Source organism: uncultured Serinicoccus sp., assembly GCF_947487915.1.
Lineage (GTDB): Bacteria > Actinomycetota > Actinomycetes > Actinomycetales > Dermatophilaceae > Ornithinicoccus.
Genome location: NZ_CANKYH010000010.1, coordinates 1 through 24,438 on the forward strand (window position 1 = coordinate 1; position 24,438 = coordinate 24,438).

24 protein-coding genes and 1 other RNA gene are annotated in these 24,438 nt (G+C 73.5%); 15 read left to right on the top strand and 10 right to left on the bottom strand.

The window, feature by feature from the left end:
- The first annotated feature begins 126 nt into the window (after positions 1 to 126).
- The 3 genes from ffs (at position 127) to Q0795_RS14020 (ending at position 1,922) form a co-directional block, all read left to right on the top strand.
- Positions 127 to 225, top strand: an RNA gene (ffs, locus tag Q0795_RS14010) — signal recognition particle sRNA small type.
- A 72-nt stretch (positions 226 to 297) separates the two neighbouring features.
- Positions 298 to 1,539 (top strand): arginine deiminase, encoded by a 1,242-nt coding sequence (locus tag Q0795_RS14015; RefSeq protein ID WP_298890622.1) that lies wholly within the window; start codon positions 298 to 300, stop codon positions 1,537 to 1,539.
- On the top strand, positions 1,539 to 1,922 hold the full coding sequence (locus Q0795_RS14020) for a sterol carrier family protein (protein WP_298890624.1): 384 nt from the start codon (positions 1,539 to 1,541) through the stop codon (positions 1,920 to 1,922). Before Q0795_RS14015 ends, Q0795_RS14020 begins: the two co-directional genes overlap by 1 nt.
- Positions 1,923 to 1,929: 7 nt before the next feature.
- On the opposite strand, the gene Q0795_RS14025 is transcribed toward Q0795_RS14020, so the two are convergent.
- On the bottom strand, positions 1,930 to 2,538 hold the full coding sequence (locus Q0795_RS14025; protein WP_298890625.1) for a helix-turn-helix domain-containing protein: 609 nt from the start codon (positions 2,536 to 2,538) through the stop codon (positions 1,930 to 1,932).
- Between the two features lie 68 nt (positions 2,539 to 2,606).
- On the opposite strand from Q0795_RS14025, the gene Q0795_RS14030 reads away from it, so the two are divergent.
- The 8 genes from Q0795_RS14030 (at position 2,607) to purM (ending at position 10,819) form a co-directional block, all read left to right on the top strand.
- Entirely contained in the window at positions 2,607 to 3,908 is a 1,302-nt protein-coding gene (locus Q0795_RS14030) for an MFS transporter (protein WP_298890626.1), read from the top strand.
- A 30-nt stretch (positions 3,909 to 3,938) separates the two neighbouring features.
- Complete coding sequence (locus tag Q0795_RS14035) at positions 3,939 to 4,799, top strand: LLM class flavin-dependent oxidoreductase (RefSeq protein WP_298890627.1); 861 nt, start codon at positions 3,939 to 3,941, stop codon at positions 4,797 to 4,799.
- A gap of 159 nt (positions 4,800 to 4,958) precedes the next feature.
- A complete protein-coding gene (locus tag Q0795_RS14040) occupies positions 4,959 to 6,389 on the top strand; it encodes a cell wall-binding repeat-containing protein (RefSeq protein ID WP_298890629.1) in 1,431 nt (476 codons plus the stop codon).
- An 88-nt stretch (positions 6,390 to 6,477) separates the two neighbouring features.
- Complete coding sequence (locus Q0795_RS14045) at positions 6,478 to 6,741, top strand: hypothetical protein (protein WP_298890630.1); 264 nt, start codon at positions 6,478 to 6,480, stop codon at positions 6,739 to 6,741.
- A 13-nt stretch (positions 6,742 to 6,754) separates the two neighbouring features.
- Positions 6,755 to 6,970: a hypothetical protein gene (locus Q0795_RS14050; protein WP_298890631.1), complete on the top strand. Its 216-nt coding sequence runs from the start codon at positions 6,755 to 6,757 to the stop codon at positions 6,968 to 6,970.
- A gap of 60 nt (positions 6,971 to 7,030) precedes the next feature.
- Complete coding sequence (purF, locus tag Q0795_RS14055; RefSeq protein WP_298890632.1) at positions 7,031 to 8,716, top strand: amidophosphoribosyltransferase; 1,686 nt, start codon at positions 7,031 to 7,033, stop codon at positions 8,714 to 8,716.
- Between the two features lie 193 nt (positions 8,717 to 8,909).
- Complete coding sequence (locus Q0795_RS14060; protein WP_298890634.1) at positions 8,910 to 9,575, top strand: hypothetical protein; 666 nt, start codon at positions 8,910 to 8,912, stop codon at positions 9,573 to 9,575.
- Positions 9,576 to 9,712: 137 nt separating this feature from the next.
- The gene (gene purM / locus Q0795_RS14065) at positions 9,713 to 10,819 is read left to right on the top strand and encodes a phosphoribosylformylglycinamidine cyclo-ligase (protein WP_298890635.1); all 1,107 of its coding nucleotides are present in this window, start codon (positions 9,713 to 9,715) and stop codon (positions 10,817 to 10,819) included.
- 54 nt (positions 10,820 to 10,873) lie between these two features.
- Here the strand turns inward: purM and Q0795_RS14070 are convergent, their stop codons facing one another.
- From Q0795_RS14070 to Q0795_RS14080, 3 genes are all read right to left on the bottom strand, one after another.
- Positions 10,874 to 11,410, bottom strand: a complete 537-nt coding sequence (locus tag Q0795_RS14070; RefSeq protein WP_298890637.1) for a hypothetical protein — start codon at positions 11,408 to 11,410, stop codon at positions 10,874 to 10,876.
- A gap of 58 nt (positions 11,411 to 11,468) precedes the next feature.
- Positions 11,469 to 11,717 (bottom strand): DUF3073 domain-containing protein, encoded by a 249-nt coding sequence (locus Q0795_RS14075; protein WP_298890638.1) that lies wholly within the window; start codon positions 11,715 to 11,717, stop codon positions 11,469 to 11,471.
- A 139-nt stretch (positions 11,718 to 11,856) separates the two neighbouring features.
- Complete coding sequence (locus Q0795_RS14080) at positions 11,857 to 12,510, bottom strand: copper resistance CopC family protein (protein WP_298890640.1); 654 nt, start codon at positions 12,508 to 12,510, stop codon at positions 11,857 to 11,859.
- A gap of 45 nt (positions 12,511 to 12,555) precedes the next feature.
- On the opposite strand from Q0795_RS14080, the gene Q0795_RS14085 reads away from it, so the two are divergent.
- From Q0795_RS14085 to Q0795_RS14100, 4 genes are all read left to right on the top strand, one after another.
- On the top strand, positions 12,556 to 13,194 hold the full coding sequence (locus tag Q0795_RS14085) for a YigZ family protein (protein ID WP_298890643.1): 639 nt from the start codon (positions 12,556 to 12,558) through the stop codon (positions 13,192 to 13,194).
- Between the two features lie 100 nt (positions 13,195 to 13,294).
- Positions 13,295 to 14,734, top strand: a complete 1,440-nt coding sequence (locus Q0795_RS14090; RefSeq protein WP_298890645.1) for a gluconate:H+ symporter — start codon at positions 13,295 to 13,297, stop codon at positions 14,732 to 14,734.
- A complete protein-coding gene (locus Q0795_RS14095) occupies positions 14,731 to 15,258 on the top strand; it encodes a gluconokinase (RefSeq protein WP_298890647.1) in 528 nt (175 codons plus the stop codon). Before Q0795_RS14090 ends, Q0795_RS14095 begins: the two co-directional genes overlap by 4 nt.
- A gap of 24 nt (positions 15,259 to 15,282) precedes the next feature.
- A complete protein-coding gene (locus tag Q0795_RS14100; protein ID WP_298890650.1) occupies positions 15,283 to 16,986 on the top strand; it encodes an alpha-glucosidase in 1,704 nt (567 codons plus the stop codon).
- A gap of 64 nt (positions 16,987 to 17,050) precedes the next feature.
- Here Q0795_RS14100 and Q0795_RS14105 read toward each other — a convergent pair whose 3' ends face one another.
- The 6 genes from Q0795_RS14105 to Q0795_RS14130 form a co-directional block, all read right to left on the bottom strand.
- Entirely contained in the window at positions 17,051 to 18,289 is a 1,239-nt protein-coding gene (locus Q0795_RS14105; protein WP_298890652.1) for an amidohydrolase family protein, read from the bottom strand.
- 74 nt (positions 18,290 to 18,363) lie between these two features.
- On the bottom strand, positions 18,364 to 19,686 hold the full coding sequence (locus Q0795_RS14110; protein ID WP_298890654.1) for an SPFH domain-containing protein: 1,323 nt from the start codon (positions 19,684 to 19,686) through the stop codon (positions 18,364 to 18,366).
- Between the two features lie 51 nt (positions 19,687 to 19,737).
- Complete coding sequence (locus Q0795_RS14115) at positions 19,738 to 20,235, bottom strand: NfeD family protein (RefSeq protein ID WP_298890656.1); 498 nt, start codon at positions 20,233 to 20,235, stop codon at positions 19,738 to 19,740.
- Between the two features lie 223 nt (positions 20,236 to 20,458).
- Positions 20,459 to 21,631 (bottom strand): homoserine O-acetyltransferase, encoded by a 1,173-nt coding sequence (locus Q0795_RS14120; RefSeq protein ID WP_298890658.1) that lies wholly within the window; start codon positions 21,629 to 21,631, stop codon positions 20,459 to 20,461.
- Position 21,632: 1 nt separating this feature from the next.
- Entirely contained in the window at positions 21,633 to 22,967 is a 1,335-nt protein-coding gene (locus Q0795_RS14125) for a bifunctional o-acetylhomoserine/o-acetylserine sulfhydrylase (RefSeq protein WP_298890660.1), read from the bottom strand.
- Positions 22,968 to 23,365: 398 nt separating this feature from the next.
- The gene (locus tag Q0795_RS14130; protein ID WP_298890662.1) at positions 23,366 to 24,334 is read right to left on the bottom strand and encodes a hypothetical protein; all 969 of its coding nucleotides are present in this window, start codon (positions 24,332 to 24,334) and stop codon (positions 23,366 to 23,368) included.
- Positions 24,335 to 24,438: the final 104 nt, after the last annotated feature.

Consider the following 24,438-nt stretch of genomic DNA (forward strand, 5'->3'; position numbering starts at 1 on the left):
GCGCACGATTGGAAATCGTGTTGGGATAAAACCCTCGGGGGTTCAAATCCCCCATCCTCCGCCAGCCGGGCAGGCCCGGGCGACCGGGCCGTCTTGGTCAGGTCCGGCCCAGCACCTAGACTGGTCGGCGGACCCCTCGTGCGGTGGTACCTCGGTGAACTCCCCCAGGGCAGGAATGCAGCAAGGGCAATCGAGCTCTTCCAGGTGCGCGAGGGGTTCTTCATGCCCTGCTGCCGTCGCGCCCGCGCCGTCCCTCTCCCGTGGCAGGATGTCCGCACCCCTGCGAAAGGACACGCCATGCCGTTCCACGTCGGATCCGAGGTCGGCCGCCTGCGTCAGGTCATCGTGCACCGGCCCGGGCTGGAGATGCACCGGCTGACCCCCGACAACAAGGAGCGCTACCTCTTCGACGAGATCCTGTGGGTGGAGAAGGCGCAGGAGGAGCACGACTACTTCGTGCAGGTCATGCGCGAGCGCGGGGTCACGGTGCACCACTTCGACACCCTGCTGCGCGAGACGCTGGCCGTCCCCGAGGCCCGCGCCCACGTCCTCGCCCACTCGCTGGACGAGCGGCACGTCGGCCCCCAGGCGGCCGAGGACCTGCGCGCGATGTTCGACGGGATGGACGACGCCGAGCTCACCACCCACCTCATCGGCGGTATCACCAAGGCCGAGGTGCTCGAGCGCATCGGCAGCCCGAGCTCGGTGGTCATCGACCAGTTCGGCCTGCACGACTCGGTGCTCGCGCCGCTGCCGAACCACCTCTTCACCCGGGACACCTCCGCGTGGGCCTACGGCGGGGTGGCCGTCAACTCGATGCACAAGAAGGCCCGTCGCCGGGAGACCGTGCACTACGACGCGATCTACCGCTACCACCCGATGTTCGCCGAGGCCGGTATGCAGTGGTGGAGCCACGGCGTCGACGACGGCCCCGCGACGGCGGAGGGCGGGGACATCCTCGTGCCGGGCAACGGGATGGTCCTCGTCGGGCTCTCCGAGCGCACCACGGCGACCGGGGTCGAGCGCCTGGCCCGCGGGCTGCTCGCCTCCGGCCAGGCCGAGCGGGTCGTCGCGCTGGACATGCCCAAGGCGCGCGCGGTCATGCACCTCGACACGGTGATGACGATGCTCGACGAGCAGACCTTCACCCGCTACCTCGGGCTGCCCGACCTCACGTCCTGGACCATCACGGCCGGGGACCAGGACGCCTCGACCGGCGAGCTGCGGCTGGCGATCGAACGGCACGAGCCGGAGCAGATGATGCAGGTCATCGCGCGCGGCCTCGGGCTGGACTCGGTGCGGGTGCTCGCCGCCGAGCAGGACCCGCGCGCGGCGGCCCGCGAGCAGTGGGACGACGGCTGCAACGTGCTCGCGCTCGAGCCCGGGGTCGTCGTGGGCTACCAGCGCAACACGGTGACCAACGCCTACCTGCGCGAGCAGGGCGTGGAGGTGCTGGAGATCGCCGGCTCCGAGCTGGGGCGGGGGCGGGGCGGCCCGCGGTGCATGTCCTGCCCGATCGAGCGGGACCCGATCACCTGATGCCCGCCCGCCGCCGGGTCGACCCGGCTGCCGGCGAGCAGGCGCTCGCGGCCTGGGAGGCCGGGCAGGCCGGTGGCTCGGGCGGCGCCCCGGAGGTCTCCCGCAGCCAGCTGGCCACCGCTGTCCGCTACCTGCTCGAGGACCTCGTCGAGCGCGCCCCCGGGAGGTCGGTCGAGGTGCGGATCCCGCCGTATGCCGCCGCCCAGGTCGTCGAGGGCCCGCGGCACACGCGCGGGACACCGACCAACGTGGTCGAGACCGACCCGCAGACGTGGCTCGCGCTGGCGACCGGACGGACCACCTGGGCCGAGGCGACGGCGAGCGGCGCGGTGCGCGCGTCGGGGCAACGGGCCGACCTCACGGCATACCTGCCGCTGCGCTGAGCCGGGCTCAGGCCCCGGTGGGCTCCTCCGGCGGCAGCGGGAAGAGCAGCTGGTAGAGCTTGACCCGTCGGGCGCCCTCCTCGCCGTGCTCGGCCCGCGCGGCCTTCGCCCGCTCCAGGTGCTCGGTCATCGTGGCGGCGATCGCGTCGCCGAGGGCGTCGGCCTCCTCGACGGTGAGCATGGCCGTGGCCTCGTTGGAGGTGGCGATGCCGGCCCACGCCTCGTCCTCGGACTCCATCCGGGTGATCCACTCCTGCACCCGCGCGTTGCGCATCTCCATCTGGTGGAGCATGACCGTCTGCGCAGCGGTGCGCGCGGCGTCGTCCTGCGCGACCGCGTCCAGGCCGAAGGAGAAGCCGACGCTGGTCCACCACCGCTCCCGCGCCGAGCCCCGCGCGGTGTCCTCCTCGACCAGCCCGTGCCGCTCCAGCTGGCGCAGGTGGTAGCTGGTCTGCCCGGTGTTCTCGCCCATGGCCCGCGCCAGCATCGAGGCGGTCGCCGCGCCGTGGTCCTTGAGGTAGTCGTACATCCGCAGCCGCAGCGGGTGGGCGAACGCCTTGAGCGTGGCGGCGTCGACGGCACGGGCGATGTGGGGGGAGGGGTTGCGCTTCGGCATAGTCCAGAGATACCTTTGCAGAGGTTAGTTTGCACAACATCTTCTGCACCCAGGATAGGGGACCGGCCATGACGGCATCCACCACCAGGTCCGCGGCGACCCAGCCCGGCGCCGCCACCACGCCCCTGGGGCGACCCTTCGGTGCCCACCTCGGTGCCGTCGGTCTGGCGAACCTCGCCGACGGGGTCGTCCAGATCGGGGTTCCCCTGCTGGCCGTGACCCTGACCCGCTCACCCCTGCTCATGGGGGTGCTGACGGCTGCGGTGTGGCTGCCGTGGCTGGTCTGCGGCATCCCCGCCGGCGTGCTGGTGGACCGGTGGGACCGGCGACGCACGATGGTGGTCGCCCTCGGCGTCCGGGCCGCCCTCCTGGGCGCGGCCGGGGTCCTCGCGCTGTCCGACCGGCTGACCATCTGGGTGCTGGTCGGGCTGGCGCTGGGCTACGGCGTCACCGAGGTCTTCGCCGACCTCGCCGCCGCGGCACAGGTGCCGGCCCTGGTCGGGCGCACGGCCGGCCCGCTGCGCCGGGCGAACTCCCGCCTCCTCGCCGTGGAGCAGGTGTGCAACGGCTTCGTCGGCCCGCCGCTCGCCGGGGTGCTGGTCGCGCTCGGCGCGGCGTGGCTCGTGGGCTCCTCCGCGCTGGTGGTGGTGGGCGCCGTCCTGGTCCTCGCCCTCGGGCTGCGCGGGAGGTATGCCCCGGTGGTCCCGGAGGTCGAGAGCGTGGGCTCGCGGTGGTCCGAGCTGACCTCCGGGATGCGCACCCTGTGGACCCACCCCGTGCTGCGCCCCCTGGCCATCGCCGCGGGGCTGTGGAACTTCGCCTCGACCGCCCTCAGCGCGGTCCTCATCCTCTGGCTCGTCGGACCGGAGTCGGAGGGCGGCCTGTCACCCCAGCTCTTCTCCCTCGCCATGGTGGCGCTCCCCGTCGGCGCCCTGCTGGGCAGCGTGGTGGCCAGCCGGGTCATCGAGCGCTTCTCGGAGATGTCCGTCCTCGTCGCGTGCTGGGGCCTGAACGCCGTCTTCAACCTGGCCCTGCTCATCTGGCCCTCGGCGTGGGGCCTGGCCCTGTTCCTCCTGGCGGCCGGGCCGCTGGGGGTGATCGGCAACGTCGTCTCCGGCTCCATCCGGCCCCGCCTCGTGTCCGGGGACCAGCTGGGACGGGTCGGGGGTGCCTCCCGGGTGCTGGTCTTCGGGGCGATGCCCCTCGGCGCCCTGGTGGGCGGGCAGGTCGCGGCGCTCTTCGGCATACCGGCGGTGCTGCTCGGCGTCCCCGTGGTGATGCTCCTGGCCACCGCCATGGTCGCCGTCGGTGTCCCGCAGGCGCTGGTGGACGCGCACGAGCTGGCCCCCGACCCGGAGCCGGTCGGCTGAGGGCGGCCGGCGCGCGTTAGCGTCCTGCCCATGAGGATCGGTGTCTGCATCCTGCCCGAGCACCCCTGGCGGGAGGCCGAGCCGCTGTGGCGGCAGGTGGAGGAGTGGGGGTTCGAGCACGCCTGGACCTACGACCACCTCGTCTGGGCCGGGCTGCCGCAGGCCCCCTGGCACTCCACGGTCGCGACCCTCGCGGCGGCCGCCGTCGTGACCGACCGGGTCCGGCTCGGCACCTTCGTCGCCTCCCCGAACTTCCGGCACCCGGCGCTGCTGGCCAAGGACGTCACCACCCTGGACGACCTCAGTGCGGGGCGCGTCCTCCTCGGCCTCGGGGCCGGCGGCGACCTGGACAGCCGGCTGCTCGGCGACCGGCACACCCGCGGGGAGCGCACCGCGCGGTTCGAGGAGTTCGTGCCTCTGCTGGACCGGTTGCTGACCGAGGACGACGTCGAGGTCGAGGGCGAGTTCTTCACGGTGGCCGGGGCGGGCGCCCGCCCGCGCTGCGTCCAGCAGCCCCGGACCCCCTTCGTGGTCGCCGCCAACGGTCCGCGCGCCATGCGGCTGGCGGTGTCACACGGCGCCGGCTGGCTCACCACGGGCCCTCCCGGCGCCGCCGACGACGGGCTGGACGACTGGTGGCGCGGCGTGCGCGAGCTCGGCGCGCGCGTGGACGCGCTGGAGGCCGAGGCAGGTCGGGCCCGGCCGCTGGACCGCTACCTGTCCCTGGACGCGGGGTCGCCCGCCCTGGGCAGCCTGGAGGAGGTCCAGGACCGCATCGGCCGCGCCGCGGAGGCCGGGTTCACCGACGTCGTGGTGCACTGGCCGCGTGCGGAGGCGCCCTACCGCGCCGACGTGCGCGTCCTGGAGGCGCTCGCGGCCTCCCGTTCCTGACCGAGGGGCGGCGCTGCACACCTGACCGAGGGGCGGCGCCGCACACCGCCGATGTATCCCGGCGGGGCAGGGGTGCTCTGAGCCCCCGACGCCCCGGCGGAGGCGAGGGGCCTCCTGGCGTCACCGGCCCGTGACGGCCGGCTCCCGAAGGAGACCCGCATGACCCCCACCACCAGACCCCTGCGCAGGGCAGGGCTCGCGACAGGGACGGCGCTGGCGCTCGGCACCACGGTCCTCGCCGGCGCCGTCCCGGCCCTCGCCGCCACGCTCGGCGACTACGAGATTAGCGGGGTGCAGTTCGTCAACGACGACTGCAGCCGCAACGAGTACGCCATCTCGGCCAGCATCACCGGCACCACCGACGACATCGGCGGCTTCGACCGCGTCCAGTTCGAGGTCTGGGACGACGGCACGCTCAAGGACAGCCGCATCCTCGAGGTCGGGGTCGGGACGACCCGCGAGGTCAACGCGTTCCTCTCCTTCGTCGGGCTCTACGGCACCGGGGCGCCCGGGGTCGGCATCGTCATCAGCGACGTGGACGCCGGCGGCGACGTCGTCGGCACCCTCGAGACCGTCGACCCGTTCTTCCCCGACGACGTCGACGGCCCGTGCACCTTCGACGTCGAGCGGATCGGCGGGCCGACCCGGATCGAGACCGCCGCCATGCTCTCGGAGCAGAAGTTCGTCATGGCCGACACGGTGGTCATCGCGACCTCGCGGACCTACCCGGACGCCCTCGCTGCGGCTCCGTGGGCCGCACAGCTCGGTGCCCCGCTCCTGCTCACCACCCCGGGCGGACTGTCCCCGGCGACCCTCGACGAGCTGCTGCGGCTCGTGCCCGACGACGTCTACGTCGTCGGTGGCCCGGCAGCGGTGGGCGGCCAGGTCCTCACCGACGTGCAGGCGGCCCTCCCGGGGGCCGACGTCGAGCGGGTGTCCGGGCCCGACCGCTACGGGACCGCCGGCGAGATCGCGCAGCGCGTGGTCCAGGACAGCTCGGCCGAGCTCTTCGTCGCCTCCGGGCAGGACTTCCCGGACGCCCTGGTGCTCAGCGCCCTGGCCGCCCGCCACCAGGCCCCGCTGGTCCTCACCAAGCAGGCCGAGGTGCCGCCGGAGACCGCGAGCGCCGTGGCCGCGCTGACCTTCGACGACGTCTACGCCGCCGGCGGCACGACCGTGCTCTCCGACGACGTGCTCGACGACGTCTCCCTGGGTATGCCGTGGACCCGCTACAGCGGCCCGGACCGCTACGACACCGCCGAGGCGGTGCTCGAGCAGTTCCCGGCGGAGGGCAAGGTCCTGGTCGCGACGGGGCAGGACTTCCCCGACAGCCTGACCGCGGTGCCCGTCGCCGCGCGGACCGGGGCCGGGGTGGCGCTGACCCGACCGGACGCGGTGCCGGCCGGGGTCCTCGACGAGGTGGAGCGGCTCGTGACCGGCTTCTCGTTCCCGCTCATCACCGTCGTCGGTGGGGAGCTGGCGGTGCACGACACCGTCGAGACGCAGCTGCTCGGTCTCGTCGGCGGCCTGGCCGACCCGGCGGTCCGGTCCACCGGTGGGCTGACCGACCGCAACATCGGGCAGGAGTGAGGCATCCCGCCTCGTCCTCGTGACGGGTCACCGGCGCGGCAGCCACCCGGTTGCCGCGCCGGTCCGCGTCCTGACGGATACTGGACGGGTGCCACCCTCGGACCCTGCGGACCCCACGGACGAACCCACCCGGCTGCCGGTGCGGCGCCGGCCCCGGCTGAGCCGCTTCCTCGTCGTCGGCGCGCTCATCGGCTTCGTCGTCGGAGCCGTGACCTCCCTGCTGGGGCCGGATGCCCCCGGCAGCAGCGCCGGCCAGGAGGTCATCCTCCTGGGCGCCACCGGTGCCGTCTTCGTCGGGCTCGCCGCCGCGATCGTCTACCTCGCCCTCGACCGTCGCGCCGCGCGCGACTGACTGGCCCGCGCCCATGGAGCAGCGTCGCCCCGACCTGGTGCGCTTCCTGGCGACCGGCGCGGTCGTCGGGGCGGTCATCGCGGTGCTCGTGGCGGCCCTCGGTCGGGACGTGCCCTACGTCAACGGCCTGGAGGAGTACCTGCTCTTCATCCTCATCGGTGGCGGTGCGGGCTTCGCCGTCGGAGCCCTGGCCTACCTCATCGCCGACCGCCCGCGGCTGGGCTCCTGAGCTCCCGTCCCGGTCCGGCGGGCGGTGCGCCCGGCGCGTGGACTGTGGGACCATGGGGCCGTGGCTCGCGCTGACGGACGGCTCTCGCACGACCTCCTGCCCGAGGAGCGTCTGCCCCAGGACGCCTGCGGCGTCTTCGGGGTGTGGGCGCCCGGCGAGGAGGTCGCCAAGCTCACCTACTACGGCCTCTACGCCCTGCAGCACCGCGGGCAGGAGGCGGCCGGGATCGCGACCAGCGACGGGCAGCGGCTGGTGGTCTACAAGGACGTCGGCCTCGTCAGCCAGGTCTTCGACGAGTCGGCGCTGGCCTCCCTCCAGGGCCACCTGGCGGTCGGGCACTGCCGCTACTCCACCACCGGGCGCAACTCCTGGCAGAACGCCCAGCCGACGCTCGGCGGCACCGCGGAGGGGACCGTGGCGCTGGCCCACAACGGCAACCTCATCAACACCTCCGAGCTGCGGGACGTGCTGCGCGAGATGCTGGGCGGGGACCTGGCGCGCTCGACCGGGGAGGTCGGGCGCGGCAACACCACGGACACCGCCATCGTCACCGGGATGCTGACCGCCGACCCGGACCTGTCGCTGGAGGAGGCGGCCATGCGGGTGCTGCCGCAGCTGCGCGGCGCCTTCTCCCTGGTCTTCTGCGACGAGGGCACCCTGTATGCCGCCCGCGACCCCCAGGCGGTCCGCCCCCTGGTGCTGGGCCGGCTGGAGCGCGGGTGGGTGGTCGCCTCCGAGACCGCGGGTCTGGACATCGTCGGGGCCTCGGTCGTGCGGGAGGTCGAGCCGGGGGAGCTCATCGCCATCGACCACAACGGTCTGCGCTCGCGCCGGTTCGCCGAGGCGGCGCCCCGACGCTGCGTCTTCGAGTGGGTCTACCTCGCACGGCCCGACACCACGATCGCCGGGCGGGAGGTCTACGACTCCCGGGTCGAGATGGGCCGCCAGCTGGCGCGCGAGCACCCCGTCGAGGCCGACATGGTGATGCCGACCCCCGAGTCGGGGACGCCGGCCGCCATCGGCTACGCGCAGGAGTCGGGCATCCCCTACGGCCAGGGGCTGGTCAAGAACGCCTATGTGGGCCGCACCTTCATCGCCCCCAGCCAGACCATCCGCCAGCTCGGCATCCGGCTCAAGCTGAACCCCCTGCGCGACGTCATCAAGGGCAAGCGGCTCGTCGTGGTGGACGACTCCATCGTGCGCGGCAACACCCAGCGGGCGCTCGTGCGCATGCTCCGGGAGGCCGGGGCCGCCGAGGTGCACGTGCGGATCTCCTCACCGCCGGTGCGCTGGCCCTGCTTCTACGGCATCGACTTCGCCACCCGGGCCGAGCTCATCGCGACCGGGCTGGAGACCGCCGACATCTGTGCCTCGCTGCGCGCGGACTCCCTGGGCTACATCTCCACCGAGGGCATGGTGGCGGCCACCGAGCAGCCCCGTTCCTCCCTGTGCACCGCCTGCTTCACCGGGGACTACCCGATCGAGCTGCCGCGCGAGGACCAGCTCGGCAAGGACGTCCTGGAGCTGCAGTTCCCGGTCGACACCCAGGGGGCTGATCCCACCGACGTCGGCACCCTCGACGTGGACCGCGCCCGTGACGTGCGCGACAGGGACCACGCCCCCGCGGGAGCGCGCGACCTGGACCACGTCCGCGACAGGGACCACGTCCCCGCGGGAGCGCGCGACATGGACAACGTGAGCGTCACGGCCGGCGCCGGCGGTTCGGACGCCGTCCGCCGCCCCTGACCCGCCACACCAGCCCCAGGCATACCTGTGCACGCTGATGCAGCCTGTGCAGAGGTTCTACCGTGTGCACAGGCTGCCTAGGCGTGCACAGGCTGCGTCGGCGCGCGGGAAGGGCACTTCACCGCGCGGGCCGGGGCGAGCGGGTCTAGCGTCCGTGGCGACGGGTCGGCGGGACCCGGGATGCGGAGGCGAGATGAGCGAGCAGGACGACCAGACCATGGCGGAGCCCGACGACGAGCGGGCCACGGCCCACGAGGAACAGGCCGCGGCCGAGCCCCACGACATCGACGACCAGGCGCCTGGCAGCGAGACCGACGCGGACGACGCCGGCGAGACCGACGCGGAGGACGCCACGGCGACCAACGACCAGGCGCCTGGCAGCGAGACCGACGCGGACGACGCCAGCGGTGACCCTCGGGAGGAGTCCGAGGAGGAGACCCGTCGGCGGCAGGAGGAGTTCGCCCGCGAGCACGACCCGGCCGACCACGACGTGGACGCCGGCGAGGAGTTCCGTCAGCCCGGCGACTGGACCGCCGACGAGGACGGCCCGCAGGAGCTCGAGACCGACCGGAGCCTGCTCGCCGCCACGGGGTCGTCGACCACGGCCGAGGGCGGCGCGGTCGAGGGTGGCGCGGACGACGGCAGCTCGGAGGAGGAGATCCGCGACGGTGGCCACGGGTGGGGCTCGGCGGCTCCCCGCGCCGACGGGGCCGCCCCGGAGGGCCACCCGGTCAAGGCCTGGCACGACACCATGACCTTCGTCCTGCCGGACGAGGAGGGCTACGACGCCGAGGCGCACGAGTGCTTCGTGGACGGGGAGACCGCCGAGCGCGCCGGCTTCCGGCACGCGCACGGCTGAGCCCTGGCGTCCCGGAGGCGCACCTGACCAGGATCACCTGACGAGGGACGACGTCGGCGACGGGCGCGGCGTCGACGACGTGCCGTTCGGCATACCCTGGGGGTGCCCACCCGCCGCCACGCCCGAGGGAACCCGCGATGAGCGACCAGCCGATCACCTATGCCAGCGCGGGCGTCGACGTGCACGCCGGCGACCGCGCCGTCGAGCTGATGAAGGAGTCGGTCCGACGGGCCCAGCGCCCGGAGGTCCTCGGTGGGCTGGGAGGCTTCGCGGGGATGTTCGACGCGTCGGCGCTGCAGGGGATGCGGCGCCCCGTCCTGGCGACCTCGACCGACGGGGTCGGCACCAAGGTCGCGGTCGCGCAGGCGATGGACGTCCACGACACCATCGGCCAGGACCTCGTCGGCATGGTCGTCGACGACATCGTCGTGAGCGGTGCCGAGCCGCTGTTCATGACCGACTACATCGCCTGCGGCAGGGTGGTGCCCGAGCGCATCGCCGCGATCGTCTCAGGCATCGCCCGCGGCTGCGAGCTGGCGGGCGTCGCCCTGGTGGGCGGCGAGACGGCCGAGCACCCCGGTCTGCTCGACCCGCACGAGTATGACGTCGCCGGGGCCGCGACGGGTGTCGTCGAGCACGACGCGGTGCTGGGTCCGCAGCGGGTCGCCGCGGGGGACGTGGTACTGGCGCTGGCGAGCTCGGGCCTGCACAGCAACGGCTACTCCCTGGTGCGCCGCGTCGTCGCCGCCGCAGGGTGGGGCTGGGACCGGGACGTGCCCGAGCTCGGGCGGACCCTGGGGGAGGAGTGTCTGGAGCCGACCCGCATCTACACCCGGCCGCTGCTCGAGCTGGTCGGCGCGCTGGGGCCGGACCTGCACGTCCTGTCGCACGTCACCGGTGGCGGGCTGGCTGCCAACCTGGCGCGGGTGCTGCCGCCGGGGATGCTGGCGACGGTGGAACGGGCGTGGCAGCTGTCGCCGATCTTCACGCTGGTGCAAGAGCTGGGGCGGGTGCCGCTGGCCGACCTGGAGCAGACGCTGAACATGGGGGTGGGGTTCGTGGCCGTGGTGGCTCCCTCGGAGGCCGACCGGGCGGTCGCGCTGCTGGGGGAGAACGGCATACCGACCTGGCCGGTGGGGACCGTCGAGGTGGCGGGGGAGGACGCGGCCGGTCCGGACGTGGTGCAAGGAGCCAAGGGGGTCGACGGCGGCGCGGTGCGGGTCGTGGGGGACTACCGGCGCTGAGCCCGGTGAACTTCCGCGCGTCCGGTGTGCTCCTGACGCGCGTCCCGCGCGGGCTCAGGGGGCGGCGGGAGTGATGAGGACCCAGTACTCCGTGGGACCACGTCCGCCGATGAAGCCGCCCCACCGGATGTCGGCCGCGTCGGGAGTGAGCTCGGTGCGCAGCCGCTCGGTGGTCGGCTCCGCGATGACGATGCTCTCCGCCGGGTCCTCGAGGCGGATCTGCACGCTGTGCTCGGGGGAGTTGACCGCCCAGCCGTCCCAGGCGAGCACCGCACCCTCGGTCCGGTCCGGCTCGACGGGCTCCTCGCCGCGCATGAGCACCACCGAGGGCAGGGCGGACGTGTCGACGGGGTCGCACGCCGCTGCCTGCACCTCACTCCAGGAGGCGTCCTCGGTGAGCGGCTCCTGGCACTGGCGCACCTCGTAGGTCACCGTGTCGACACCGTTGTAGATCCGCCAGGCGACGAAGAGGACGAGCGCCAGCCCGGCCAGCAGGGCGGGCAGGACCCACCACTGGTTGCGGGGCAGCCGACCACTCGCCGTCGCTCGCTCGTCGGTCCAGCGGGCCTCGTGCCGGCTGCGGGTGCTCATCGGCTGGCCCGTCGCCCGCCACCGGCCTCACGGACCGGATGCGGGCCCGGGCGGGTGGTCACCGCTCTCCGCCGGCCGCCCAGGAGCCGTACTCGCCGTCCTCGTCGTCCTCCGCGTAGGAGGCGTAGGGGTCGTCGTCGTCCTCGGGCTCGTCGTCGTCCTCGTCGTCCGACGGCGGGGAGTAGTCGAACTCGCCTCGCGAGGAGTGCAGCTCCCGCTCGAGTGCCGAAAGGTCGGTGTCCGGAGCTGAGTACTTCAGCTTCCGTGCCACCTTGATCTGCTTTGCCTTGGCCCGGCCGCGCCCCATGGCGTGACCCCCTTGTGTCGAGTCTGCCGGGGCGGCATCGCTGGCTGATCGCTCAGGTGCGGAGCCGGCCCGGGGATGTGTATTCCGTGCGGCCTACGGTACATCAGGACGGCCACGGCGCCCGCATCGGCTCAGGCGCTCAGCGGCGTCCGCGCGCCCAGGTGGCGGCCATGAGGGCGAGCACCGCCACGCCACCAGCGGCGAGGAGCACCCACGCCCACACGGGCAGCCCGGAGGAGGAGTCGGCGCTCGCGGAGTCCGCGGTCGCCGTCTCCTCGGAGTCGGTCGCCTGCTCCTGCTCCGGCGTCGTCTCCTCGGCCTCCGGCTCGGTCGAGGACTCCTCGGGCTGGGCCTCCTGGGAGGTCTCCTGCGACGGCTCCTCGGTGGGGGTGGGGGCCGGTGACGCCTCCTCGGTGACCTCCTCGGCGCCGGTCACGGTGAAGGCGAACTCGCCGGAGATGGGGTGCCCGTCCTCGCTGGTCACCCGCCACGCGACGGCGTAGTCGCCGTCCGCGAGGTCATCCACCAGGTCCTGGGTCATCTCGCTGCCCTCGACCTCCGGCTCTCCCTCCAGCGCGGACCCGCCGTCGGGGTCGGTCACGGTGACGGCGGCACCGACCTCGGCGATGTCGCCGCTGAAGGTCAGGGTCAGCTCCTCGAGCTCGCCCGCCTCGACCGTCGCGCCGCCCTCCGGCTCGGTACCGGTGAGCTCGTCGTGGGCCTGGGCCGGCAGCGGCAGGGCGACCAGGGCCAGGGCCGCGAGCAGGGCGGTGGTACGGCGCGTCGCAGACATGCGGTCGAGTCTAGGTGGCGCACCTGCACGGCATACCCTGCCCGGGTGGAGCCGACGACCTGCCGCACCCTCGCCGCGCCCGTCACCGCGCGCACCGAGGAGCGGCGCTCGGTCTTCGAGTGCTGGCTGCGCCGGGTCGACGACGAGGACGCGGCACGCGCCGTGGTCGAGGAGGCCCGCTCCACCCTGTGGGACGCCGGGCACCACTGCTCGGCCTTCGTCCTCGGCCCGGACGGGGCGACGGTGCGCAGCAACGACGACGGCGAGCCGGCAGGCACCGCCGGTATGCCGATGCTCGAGACGCTCACCCACGCGGGGGTGACCGACGTGGTCGCCGTCGTCTCGCGCTGGTTCGGCGGCACCAGGCTCGGCACCGGCGGGCTGGTGCGCGCCTACTCCGGTGCGGTCCGTCTCGCCCTGGACGAGGCTCGGCTGCTCACCCGGGCCCGGGTGAGCGAGGTGGACGTGCGGGTGGGGCACGAGGTGGCGGGGCGCCTGGAGCACGACCTGCGTGCCCGCGGCGTGCACATCGCGGACACCCGCTACGGCCCGCAGGTGACGCTGCGGCTGCAGGTGCCGGTCGACCGGGCCGACACCGTGCCCGACCTGCTGGCCGAGCTCACGGGAGGGGCGGCCGAGCCGGTCCCCGGCACGGCCGGGGAAGGTTGGGTCGACCTGGTCTGACCAGGCCCCGGCGCTCGCGCGGGGCGTTCCTCCTCGCCCCGCGCCGGGGGCACGGCTACGGTGGGCCGACGCCACCGATGTCGACCCCGGGGAGATGCCCATGGAACCGATGGATCCCGTCTACGGAGCGGGCACGCTCCTCACCATCGCGGCCGTCGCCGTCGCGGTCCTGCTCTTCCTCATCATCAAGCTGCGGATGCACGCCTTCGTGGCGCTCATCACCGTCAGCTTCCTCACCGGGCTGGCCGCGGGCATCCCGTTCCGCGAGCTGGCCGGGGTCGCGACCAGCTTCTTCGGCAGCACCCTGGGCGCGGTGGCCCTCCTCGTCGGGCTCGGCGCCATGATCGGCCGGCTGCTCGAGGTCACCGGCGGCGCCCAGGTGCTCGCCGACACCCTCATCGGCGGCTTCGGCGAGAAGCGGGCGCCGTTCGCGCTGGGCGTCGCGGCCCTGCTCTTCGGCATACCGATCTTCTTCGACGCCGGACTCGTGGTCTTCCTGCCCATCATCTTCTCGGTGGCGCGGCGCTTCGGCGGCTCGGTGCTGCTCTACGCCCTCCCCGCCGCGGGGGCGTTCGCGGCCATGCACGCGATCGTGCCGCCGCACCCCGGCCCGGTGACCGCCGCGACCGAGCTGGGCGGGTCGATCGGTCTGAGCATGCTCATCGGCATCCCCGTCGCGTTCGTCGCGTGGTACGTCGGCGTCTACCTCTTCACCACGGCCTACGCCGGCAAGATCATGGTCCCCATCAACGACTCCATGCTCCGCGGCACCGTCTCGGGCGAGCCGTCGGACCTCGACGACGGCGACGACGACGCGCGCGCCGAGCGCATCGCCCGCGGCGAGGAGGAGGTGACCCCGCCCTCCTTCGGGCTGGTGCTCGGACTCCTGCTCCTGCCCTTCGTCCTCATCGCGCTCAACACCGGGATCGCGACGCTGCGCTCGGCGGAGGTGCTGGGCGACAGCGTGGCGCTGGACGCCCTCGTCTTCATCGGTCAGACGCCGGTGGCGCTGCTCATCACGCTGCTCGTGACGACCTACGTCCTCGGCACCCGGGGCCGCTCGCTCGCGACCGTCGAGACCCTGCTCAACGACGCGCTCGGCCCCATCTGCGCGATCATCCTCATCACCGGCGCAGGCGGGATGTTCGGCGGGGTGCTGCGCTACTCCGGCATCGGAGCGGCCCTCTCGGAAAGCCTGGCCGACCTGGGCCTGCCCCTCATCGTCTCGGCCTTCCTCATCGCCACCCTGCTGCGGGTGGCTCAGGGCTCGGCCACCGTCGCGCTGACGACCACCGCCGGGCTCATCTCCGCCGCCGTCGTCGCGGAGGGGCTCTCCGACCTCAAGATCGCCTGCCTGGTGCTGGCGATCGCCGCCGGCGCCACGGTGCTCTCGCACGTCAACGACTCCGGTTTCTGGCTGGTCAGCCGCTTCTTCGGGATGGACGTCAAGACGACGCTGCGGACCTGGACGGTGATGGAGACCACGCTGGGCCTCGCGATCTTCGTCCTCGCCGCCGGGCTGTGGGTGGTCGTGCCATGAGCCCCACGCCCGACCCCGCCGGACAGCCCCTCCACCTCGTCATCATGGGGGTCTCCGGCACCGGCAAGTCGACCATCGGTCTGGCCCTGCACGAGCGGCTGGGGTGGGAGTTCGCCGAGGGTGACGACTTCCACCCGCAGGCCAACGTCGACAAGATGACCAGCGGGCGGCCGCTCATGGACGAGGACCGCTGGCCGTGGCTGAAGGCGCTCGCGGCGTGGACCGCCGAGCGCGACGCCGCCGGCACCCCCACGTTGCTCACCTGCTCGGCCCTGCGCCGGTCCTACCGCGAGGTCCTCAGCGAGGGCGGCGCGGGCACGTGGTTCGTCCACCTCTCCGGTGACAAGGGCCTGCTCCTGGACCGGATGAGCACCCGCGACCACTTCATGCCGCCGTCCCTGCTGGAGTCCCAGCTGGACACCCTGGAGCCGCTCGAGGCCGACGAGCGGGGGGCGGTCTACGACGTCGCCAACCCACCGGAGCGGATCGCCCGGATGGTCCTCGCCCAGCTCGACCAGGACTGAGACCCCCGCCCTAGAGTGGGCGGTATGCCGCTCCCGCTCGACGAGCCCCTCCCGCGCGACTGGTGGGCCTCCGCCGTCGTCTACCAGATCTACCCCCGCAGCTTCGCCGACAGTGACGGTGACGGCATCGGTGACCTGCAGGGCATCCTGGGCCGGCTCGACCACCTCGAGCACCTCGGGGTCGACGTGGTCTGGCTCAGCCCGGTCTACCGCAGCCCCCAGGACGACAACGGCTACGACATCAGCGACTACCAGGACCTCGACCCCACCTTCGGCACGCTCGCCGACCTCGACGAGCTCATCGCGCAGCTGCACGCGCGCGGCATACGCCTCGTCATGGACCTCGTGGTCAACCACACCAGCGACGAGCACCCGTGGTTCGAGCAGAGCCGTTCCTCCCCGGAGGCGCAGCGGCGGGACTGGTACTGGTGGCGTCCGGCGCGTCCCGGGCACACCGGGGGAGAGCCGGGTGCCGAGCCCAACGACTGGCGCTCCTTCTTCTCCGGCCCGGCGTGGGAGTGGGACGCGGCGAGCGGGGAGTACTACCTGCACCTCTTCAGCCGCAAGCAGCCCGACCTCAACTGGGAGAACCCGCAGGTCAGGGATGCCGTCTACGCGATGATGCGCTGGTGGCTCGAGCGCGGGGTCGACGGCTTCCGGATGGACGTCATCAACCTCATCTCCAAGCCGCTGGACCTGCCGGACGGCGACGCCTTCGCGCTGGTCGCCGACGGCCCCCGGATGCACGAGTTCCTGGCGCAGATGCGCGAGCGCGTCTTCGCCGACCACCCCCGGGCCTTCCTCACCGTGGGCGAGATGCCGGGCGTCACCGCCGAGGAGGCGCGCCTCTACACCGACGCCGACCGGGGGGAGGTGGACATGGTCTTCCAGTTCGAGCACGTCGACCTGGGGATCGGCCCGGGCGGGAAGTTCGACCGGCTGCCCATCACCATGCCGCTGCTGCGGGCGAGCCTCATGGGCTGGCAGACCGCCCTCGCGGACACCGGCTGGAACTCGCTCTACTGGGACAACCACGACCAGCCGCGGGCGGTCAGCCGCTTCGGCGACGACGACCCCGACTGGCGCGAGCGCTCCGCCAAGACCCTGGCGACGGTGCTGCACACGCTGCGCGGGACGCCGTTCGTCTACCAGGGGGAGGAGCTCGGTATGACGAACCTCCCGTTCACGTCGCTCGCCGAGCTGCGCGACATCGAGGCGCTCAACTACGTCGCGGAGCAGGAAGCGGCGGGCAGGCCGGTCGAGGACCTGCTGGAGGGCATCCGCGCGGTGGGGCGGGACAACGCCCGCACGCCCGTCCAGTGGACCGACGCACCCGGCGCGGGCTTCACCAGCGGGGAGCCGTGGATCGATATCAACCCCAACGCCGCGCAGATCAACGCGGCCGCGCAGACGGGGACGGCCGGGTCGGTGCTGGAGCACCACCGCGCGCTGGTCGCCCTGCGCCACGACGAGGAGGTGATCGCCCGCGGGACGGTGCGCCCGCTGGCGATGGACCACCCCGACCTGTGGGCCTTCGAGCGCGAGCTCGACGGCGTCTCGATGCTCACCCTCGCCTCCTTCACCCGACAGCCCGTCGTCGTCCCGCCCGAGCTGCTGCAGGGGTGGGGCGCGGCCGAGGTGGTGCTCGCCACCTCGGTGGGGGCAGCCGGCGTGCTGGGCGACCGGACCCTGCCGGGCTGGGAGTCGGTGGTCCTGCGCCGTCGGTGAGGCGGCTGGGCCCAGACCCCTGCTGGGCCGGGCCGGCGTCCCCTCATAGACCCGGGGGCAGGGGTCAGGTCAGGGTGAGCCCGTCGGCGACGACCCGCCCGCGGTGCAGGACGGTGCGGTCCTCCGGCCGGTCCATCACCGCCGAGGTCGGGGTCTCCCCGGCCACCAGCACCAGGTCGGCCCGGTCGCCCGGGGCCAGGCCCGGCCGGTCGGCGGTGCCCGCCAGCCGGGGCAGGTCGCGGTCCATGATGCTGGCGCCCCCGCGGGTGGCCACCGCCAGCGCGTGCTCGACCAGCTCGTCGGCCCGGAAGCCGTGGGTGAAGGCGAGCTGCCAGGTGCGGTCGAGCATGTCGCCGTTGCCGTAGGGCGACCAGTAGTCACGCTGGCCGTCCTGGCCGAGCCCGACCCGGACGCCGGCACTGGCGAGCTGGGCGAGCGGCAGCGTCTGCCGCCCGCCCGGCGCGACCGTGGCCGTGGCGATGTCGAGCTCGGCCAGACGCTCGATGAGGCCCTGCGTCTGCGACTCGGTGCCGTCCCAGAGACCGTAGCCGTGCGAGATGAGCACGTCCCCCTGCATCCCCAGGGCCTGCGTGCGCTCGCAGATCAGGTCGGCGGAGAACCGGCCCAGGTCGCCGGGCTCGTGCAGGTGGATGTCGACGGGCACGGCATACCGCTGGGCCAGGTCGAAGACGAGGTCGAGGTGCCGGACCGGGTCGCGGTCCAGGCTGCACGGGTCGATGCCGCCGACGACGTCGGCGCCCGCGCGCAGGGCGTCCTCGAGCACCCGGGCCGACCCCTCCTCACGCAGCAGCCCGGCCTGCGGGAAGGCGATGACCTGCACCTCGGCACGGTCGCGGTGGGTCTCGCGAGCCGCGAGGACCGCCTCCAGCCGCTCCAGCCCGCAGTCCACGTCGACCTGCGCGAACGACCGCACCCGGGTGGCCCCGCGGGCGACCATGAGGCCCAGCGTGTGCGCCGCCCGCTCGGTGACGCCGACCTCGGCGTCCCGCCAGTGCGCCCGGTCGTTGAGCATCATCGTCCACACCCCGGGGCCACCGGTGTGCGGCCGGAAGGGCAGCCCGAGCCGGGTCGAGTCGAGGTGCACGTGGACGTCGGAGAAGGCGGGCAGCAGCAGCCGGCCCCGGCCCTCGAGCTCCTCCTCGCCCGGGGTCCCGGGGGACCCGGCACCCGCGTGCTGGCCGACCTCCTCGGTCCGGCGAGGAGCGACCTCGGCGACCAGCTCGCCCTCCAGTCGGACGTCACTGGCCGGGCCGCCCCAGGGGCGCACGTCGCGGATCCACATGGTGGACACACTACGAGCGGGGCACGACACCGTGGTGTCGCGCCCCGCTCGTGCGGTTCCTCAGGCGGCGGGCGTCAGCTCTGGTCGTCCCTCTTCCAGGGCTGGCCCTCGCCCTCGGGGCGGTCCCACGGCTGGGCGTCACGCTCGTGCGGCGCGTCGGCCGGGGCCTGCTCCGGTGCGGCGTCGGCCTGCTGGCCCAGGTCGGGCGCGACCTGCTCGGGCTGCTGCAGCTCCTCGAGCTGGCCCTGCTCCTCGGACCGGTCGGTGTCCCCACCCGGCGCCGCCGCGCGCCGGGCCTTGTCGGCGGCCTCGGCGATGGCGGCGTCCGCGTCCTGCTTGGAGCGCTTGCGGGTCGAGAGCTCCGCGTCGCGGGTCGCGCCCTCGGCCTCCTCGCGGGCGCGGCGAAGCGCCTCGCGGGGGTCCTCCAGCATCGGGGCGTCCACCCCGAGGTCGATGTCACCGACCTCGGAGCTGATCCCGCTCGACGGGGCGTCCAGGCCCGCGGTGTCCGGGCCCTTGCCGCCGCCGAGCGCGTTGCCGATCCCCGAGAGGGCGGCGGTGAGCTCGGTCGGGACGACCCACATCTGGTTGGAGTCGCCCTTGGCGATCTCGGGCAGCATCTGGAGGTACTGGTAGGCCAGCAGCTTGCTGTCCGGGTTGCCCTTGTGGATGGCGTCGAAGACCTGCAGGATCGCCCGGGCCTCACCCTGGGACTCCAGGATCGCCGACTGGGCCGCACCCTCGGCCCGCAGGATCTGGGCCTGCTTCTCGCCCTCGGCGGTGAGGATCTGGCTGCCCTTGACGCCCTCGGCGTTGAGGATCGCCGCGCGCCGGTCACGCTCGGCGCGCATCTGCTTCTCCATCGAGTCCTGCACGCTGGCGGGCGGGTCGATCGCCTTGAGCTCGACCCGGTTGACCCGGATGCCCCAGCGTCCGGTGGCCTCGTCGAGCACCCCGCGCAGCTGGCCGTTGATCATGTCGCGGCTGGTCAGCGTCTGCTCCAGGTCGAGGGAGCCGATGACGTTGCGCAGCGTGGTCACGGTGAGCTGCTCGATGCCCTGGATGTAGTTGGCGATCTCGTAGGTCGCGGCCTTGGGGTCGGTCGGCTGGAAGTAGATGACCGTGTCGATCGAGACGACGAGGTTGTCGCTGGTGATGACCGGCTGCGGCGGGAAGCTCACGACCTGCTCGCGCAGGTCGACGACCGAGCGGGGCCGGTCGACGAAGGGCACGAGGAAGTGCAGGCCGGCGTCGAGGGTCCGGTCGTACTTGCCGAGCCGCTCCACGATGACGCTCGTCGCCTGCGGCACGATCCTGATCGCCCTGGCCACGGCCACGACGACGAACAGCGCGAGCAGGAGGACGACGGCCCAGACGATGACGTTGATGGGGTCCATCAGGGTTCTCCTTGGTTGGGTGCTGCTGAGGTATGGGGTGCCGCGCGGCGGTCAGTCGCGGGGCGGCTCGAGGTCGAAGGGCTTGTCTTCCGGGGCCGCGGCGGTGACCACCGCGGTCGCCCCGTCGATGCGGACCACCGTGACGAGGTCACCCTCGGCGAAGGTCTGCCCCTCCAGCTCGGCGCGGGCCGTCCAGTTCTCGCCGCGCAGCTTGACCAGGCCGTCCCGGTCAGAGACCGGCTCGAGCACGGTGGCGGTCTGCCCGATGTTGCCCTCCATGAGGATCTTGCCGCCCTTGCCCTCCAGGCGCAGGTGGCGCAGGGCGACCGGGCGCAGGGCGAAGACGAAGAGGCCGGAGGCCACGGCGAAGATCAGCACCTGCCAGATGAGGCCGATGCCGAAGGTCCCGGCGACGACGGCCGCCGCGAGGGCGCCGAGCGCCAGCATGAGGAAGAGCAGGTCGAGGGTGGTCATCTCGACGATGCCGAACGCCAGGGCGGCGCCGATCCACCAGAGCCACTGCGGAGAGTCGCGTAGCCAGTCGGGCATGTCGGGCTCCTTTCCCCTGTGACCGTTGATCCTATGACGTGGACGTCAACGACGCACGGCCGGTTCCCTCGACCTGCGACCGGTCACCTCTCCCGCCCCCTCTGTCACCCCGGACGCGCGGTCGTGCCGCCCCGGACGCCCGGACGCGCGGTCGTGCCGCACCGGACGCGCGGTCGTGCCGCACCGGACGCTCGATCGTGCCGCGCCCGGTGCGCCCCGCCCCTCACCAGAGGCCGGTACCGACCAGTCGCGGCAGCTCCGACCGCGTGGCGGTCGCGGTCGGAGCCGCCGGCTCCCCACCTCTGAGCGCCCGTCCGATGATCCCGAAGACCTGCTCGGTCTCCACCAGGAAGGCGTCGTGGCCGTAGGGGCTGTCGATGACGGCCAGCTCCCGGCAGGTCGGCGCGGACGCGACGACCTGCCCGTCGGCCGGGGTGAAGAGTCGGTCGCTGCTCACCACTCCGACGGTGAGCTCCGCGGTGATCCGCTGCAGGGCGGCTGCGACGCCGCCGCGCCCACGCCCGATGTCGTGGCTGTTCATCGCCTCGGTGAGGACGAGGTAGGCGTTGGCGTCGAACCGGCGCACGAGCTTCTTGCCGTGGTGCTCGAGATAGGACTGCACGGCATACCGGCCGCCGCGCAGCGCGTCCTCACCGTCCTGCGCCCCGCAGCCGAAGCGCAGCGCCAGCTCCGCCGCCGAGCGGTATGTCGTGTGCGCGATCTGGCGGGCGATCTCCAGCCCGGCGCGGGGCCCGGGTCCGGGGTAGTAGTCGCCGCCGTGGAAGGCCGGGTCGAGGCGGATGGCGTGCAGCTGCGGCACCGACCAGGCGATCTGGTCGGCGCTCGCCACGGCGCTGGCGGCGAGGACGACGCACCGTCGCACCCGGTCCGGGAAGGTGGTCGCCCACTCCAGCGAGCGCATGCCTCCCACGGAGCCGCCGACGACCAGCGCGAAGCTCTCGATGCCCAGCCGGTCGGCCAGCAGGGCCTCCGCGTGCACCTGGTCGCGCACGGTGACCCGGGGGAAGGAGCTGCCGTAGGGCCGGCCGTCCGGCGCGGCCGAGGACGGCCCGGTGCTGCCGCCGCAGCCGCCCAGGACGGAGGGCGCGACGACGAACCACTCGTCGGTGTCGATGGGGCAGCCCGGACCGATGAGGCCCGGCCACCAGCCCGGCGTGGGCTGCCCCGGCCCCTGCTCGCCCACGACGTGGCTGTCGCCGGTGAGTGCGTGCAGCACGAGGACGGCGTTGCCGCCGTCGGCGTCGAGGCGGCCCCAGGTCTGGTAGGTGACCCGGACGTCCTCGAGGATCTCCCCGGACTCCAGTGCCAGGGGGCCGACCGGCTGGGTCCGCCGCCGCGTGCGGGGCGGTGGCTCCTCCAGGGGCACGGTGGCCACGTCAGGCTGCCTCGGTGCCGCGGGCCACGGCCGCCGCGGCGGCGAAACCCCGGTCGAGGTCGGCGAGGATGTCCTCGATGCCCTCGATCCCCACCGAGAGCCGCACCAGCCCGGGGGTGACCCCCGCGGCCCGCTGCGCCTCCGGGGTAAGCTGGGAGTGGGTGGTGCTGGCGGGGTGGATGACCAGCGAGCGGACGTCGCCGATATTGGCGACGTGGCTGTGCAGCTCCAGCCCCGAGACGAAGGCGCGTCCGGCGGCGGCGCCACCCTCGATCTCGAAGGCGAGGACGGCCCCCGCGCCACCGGGCAGGTAGGTCTGCGCCCGCTCGTAGGAGGGGTGGCCGGGCAGCCCGGCGTAGGCCACGGAGGTCACCTGGTCGTGAGCCTCCAGCCACTGCGCCACCCGCTGCGCGTTGGCCACGTGCCGGTCCATGCGCAACGACAGGGTCTCCACGCCCTGGGCGATGAGGAAGGCGTTGAACGGCGAGACCGCCGGCCCGAGGTCGCGCAGCAGCTGGACCCGCGCCTTGATGATGTAGGAGACGTTGGCGCCGAGCAGGCCGCCCTCGCCCAGCGCCTCGGCATACACCAGACCCTGGTAGGACGGGTCGGGCTCGGTGAAGCCGGGGAACCGTCCACCGCGGCCGTAGTCGAAGCGGCCGGCGTCGACGATGGCGCCGGCGATCGAGGTGCCGTGACCGCCGAGGTACTTCGTCGCCGAGTGCACCACGACGTCGGCGCCGTGCTCGATGGGGCGGCAGAGGTAGGGCGTGGCGACCGTGTTGTCCACGATGAGGGGCACGCCCACCTCGTGCGCGACGTCGGCCACCGCGCGCAGGTCCAGCACGTCGCTGCTGGGGTTGGCGATGGTCTCGCCGAAGAACGCCTTGGTCTCCGGGCGGGCGGCGGCGCGCCACGCCTCGGGGTCGGTCGGGTCCTCGACGAAGGTCACCTCGATCCCCAGGCGGGGCAGGGTGTGCGCGAAGAGGTTCTGGGTGCCGCCGTAGAGGCTGGGGGAGGACACGACGTGGTCGCCCGCACCGGCGACGTTGAGCAGCGCCAGGGTGACCGCCGAGGATCCGGAGGCGACGAGCAGCGCACCGACGCCGCCCTCCAGGTCGGCGATCCGGTTCTCGACCGTCTCGGTGGTGGGGTTGGTGATGCGGGTGTAGATCGGCCCGAGCTCGGCGAGCGCGAACCGGTCGGCAGCCTGGTCGGCGTCGTCGAAGACGTAGGAGGTGGTCTGGTAGATCGGCAGGGCGCGCGCCCCGGTCTGGGAGTCGGGGGTCTGGCCGGCGTGGATCTGCCGGGTGGCGAAGTCGCGGTAGGTGCTCATCGAAGGTCTCGTCTCTCGCTGGGGGGTGGCAGGGTGCTGGTCACTCTGCTGAGCCCGCCTCAGCAGCGGGAGGGACGGGGCCGGGGTCGTCCGCGGCGCGTCGGCTGCGAGGGGTGGGCTCAGCAGCGGCGCATTCGGCGGGAGCGGCTCGTCATGCGTCCTGTTCTACAGGCGGCCAGTCTCGAAGTCAATGCGAGGTCACGGGCTGCTAGCGGCCTGTTTCTGCAGGATCTGCAGAAGACCAGGCTCATGAAGCAGGTCGTGCGGTATGCCGCCTGCTCAGGTGCAGAGCACGGTCACCTCATCGCTCACCACGGAACCCGGGGTGGTGCAGAAATGGTGGTGCACACTGGTCGCCAGGGCGACCGGTCCGCAGCACCGTTCCTGCACCACCATGCTCAGCCCCGCCGCTCGAGCACCCGTACGTCCGGCATCGGCGACGCAGGGCCCAGCGCGATGAGCTCGTCCACCCTGGCGAGGAAGCTCTGGGGGCGGGCGTGCAAGGTCCACGGGGTCACGCCGAGCACCCGCGCGCCGACGGCCACCAGGACCGAGTCCTTCTCGACGGTCGCGGCCCACCGGTCGCCGCCCCGGTCGTCGATCCCCTGGTGGTACTGCCGCGAGTGCACCTGAAGGGCCGCTCCCACGGTGGGCATCCAGCCGTCCGGGCAGGCGAGGAAGCGGCCGGTCCGCGCGTGCACGAGCCGGCAGTTGGTCAGCAGCACAGGAAGGTCCGGCCGCTGGTCCCACAAGCGGCGCAGCACCGCCTCCGGACGGGACCACGCGCCACCGGTGAAGGCCTCGAGCCCGGCGCGCACCCGCTGCACCTGCACCCCCGGGCGTTGCCACAGCTCGCCGTCCAACCCCGGCGGGGTGGCGAGCCCGCGCTGCAGGATCGCGATGGCCAACGCCTCCTGCTCGGGCGGCGGCACCCGCTCCAGGCACACCCCGTCCACCAGCGCCCGCGCGGCCGGTGCCACAGCCAGCGGCCCCTCATGCCTCGCGGGGTCGGGGAGCCGGGTGGTCCGGACGACCCTCGCCCCGTCGTGCTGGCGGGCCCGGGCCGTGGCCGGCACGAGGAACGTCGCGACCTGCGGCGGCGGCGTCCGGACCCCGTGCTCGCCGAGGGCGACCAGCCCGGTGAGCACCGCGTCCTCGCCGGCCCACAGCGCCGTGGCCGTGAGGAGCGCGTCGGGACTCAGCGGCCCACGGTGGGGTGACACGACGCGCGGGTAGGGCATGCGCCACACCGTCGAGCGTCGGTGCCGGATCTGCGCCGGCGTCCACCCCGCGCCCCGCAGCTGTGCGACGGTCGCGAGCCCGCGCTGGCCGGCGATGTCGGGGAAGGGTGGGTGCTGCGGTGCCATGCGACCCATGCTGCCCGGGCGGGCCAGGCCCGCGCAGACAGCAGCCCCTGGCCTGTGGACAAGCGTAGTGGTGCAGGAACGGTGCTGCAGGGTGGTCGCCAGGA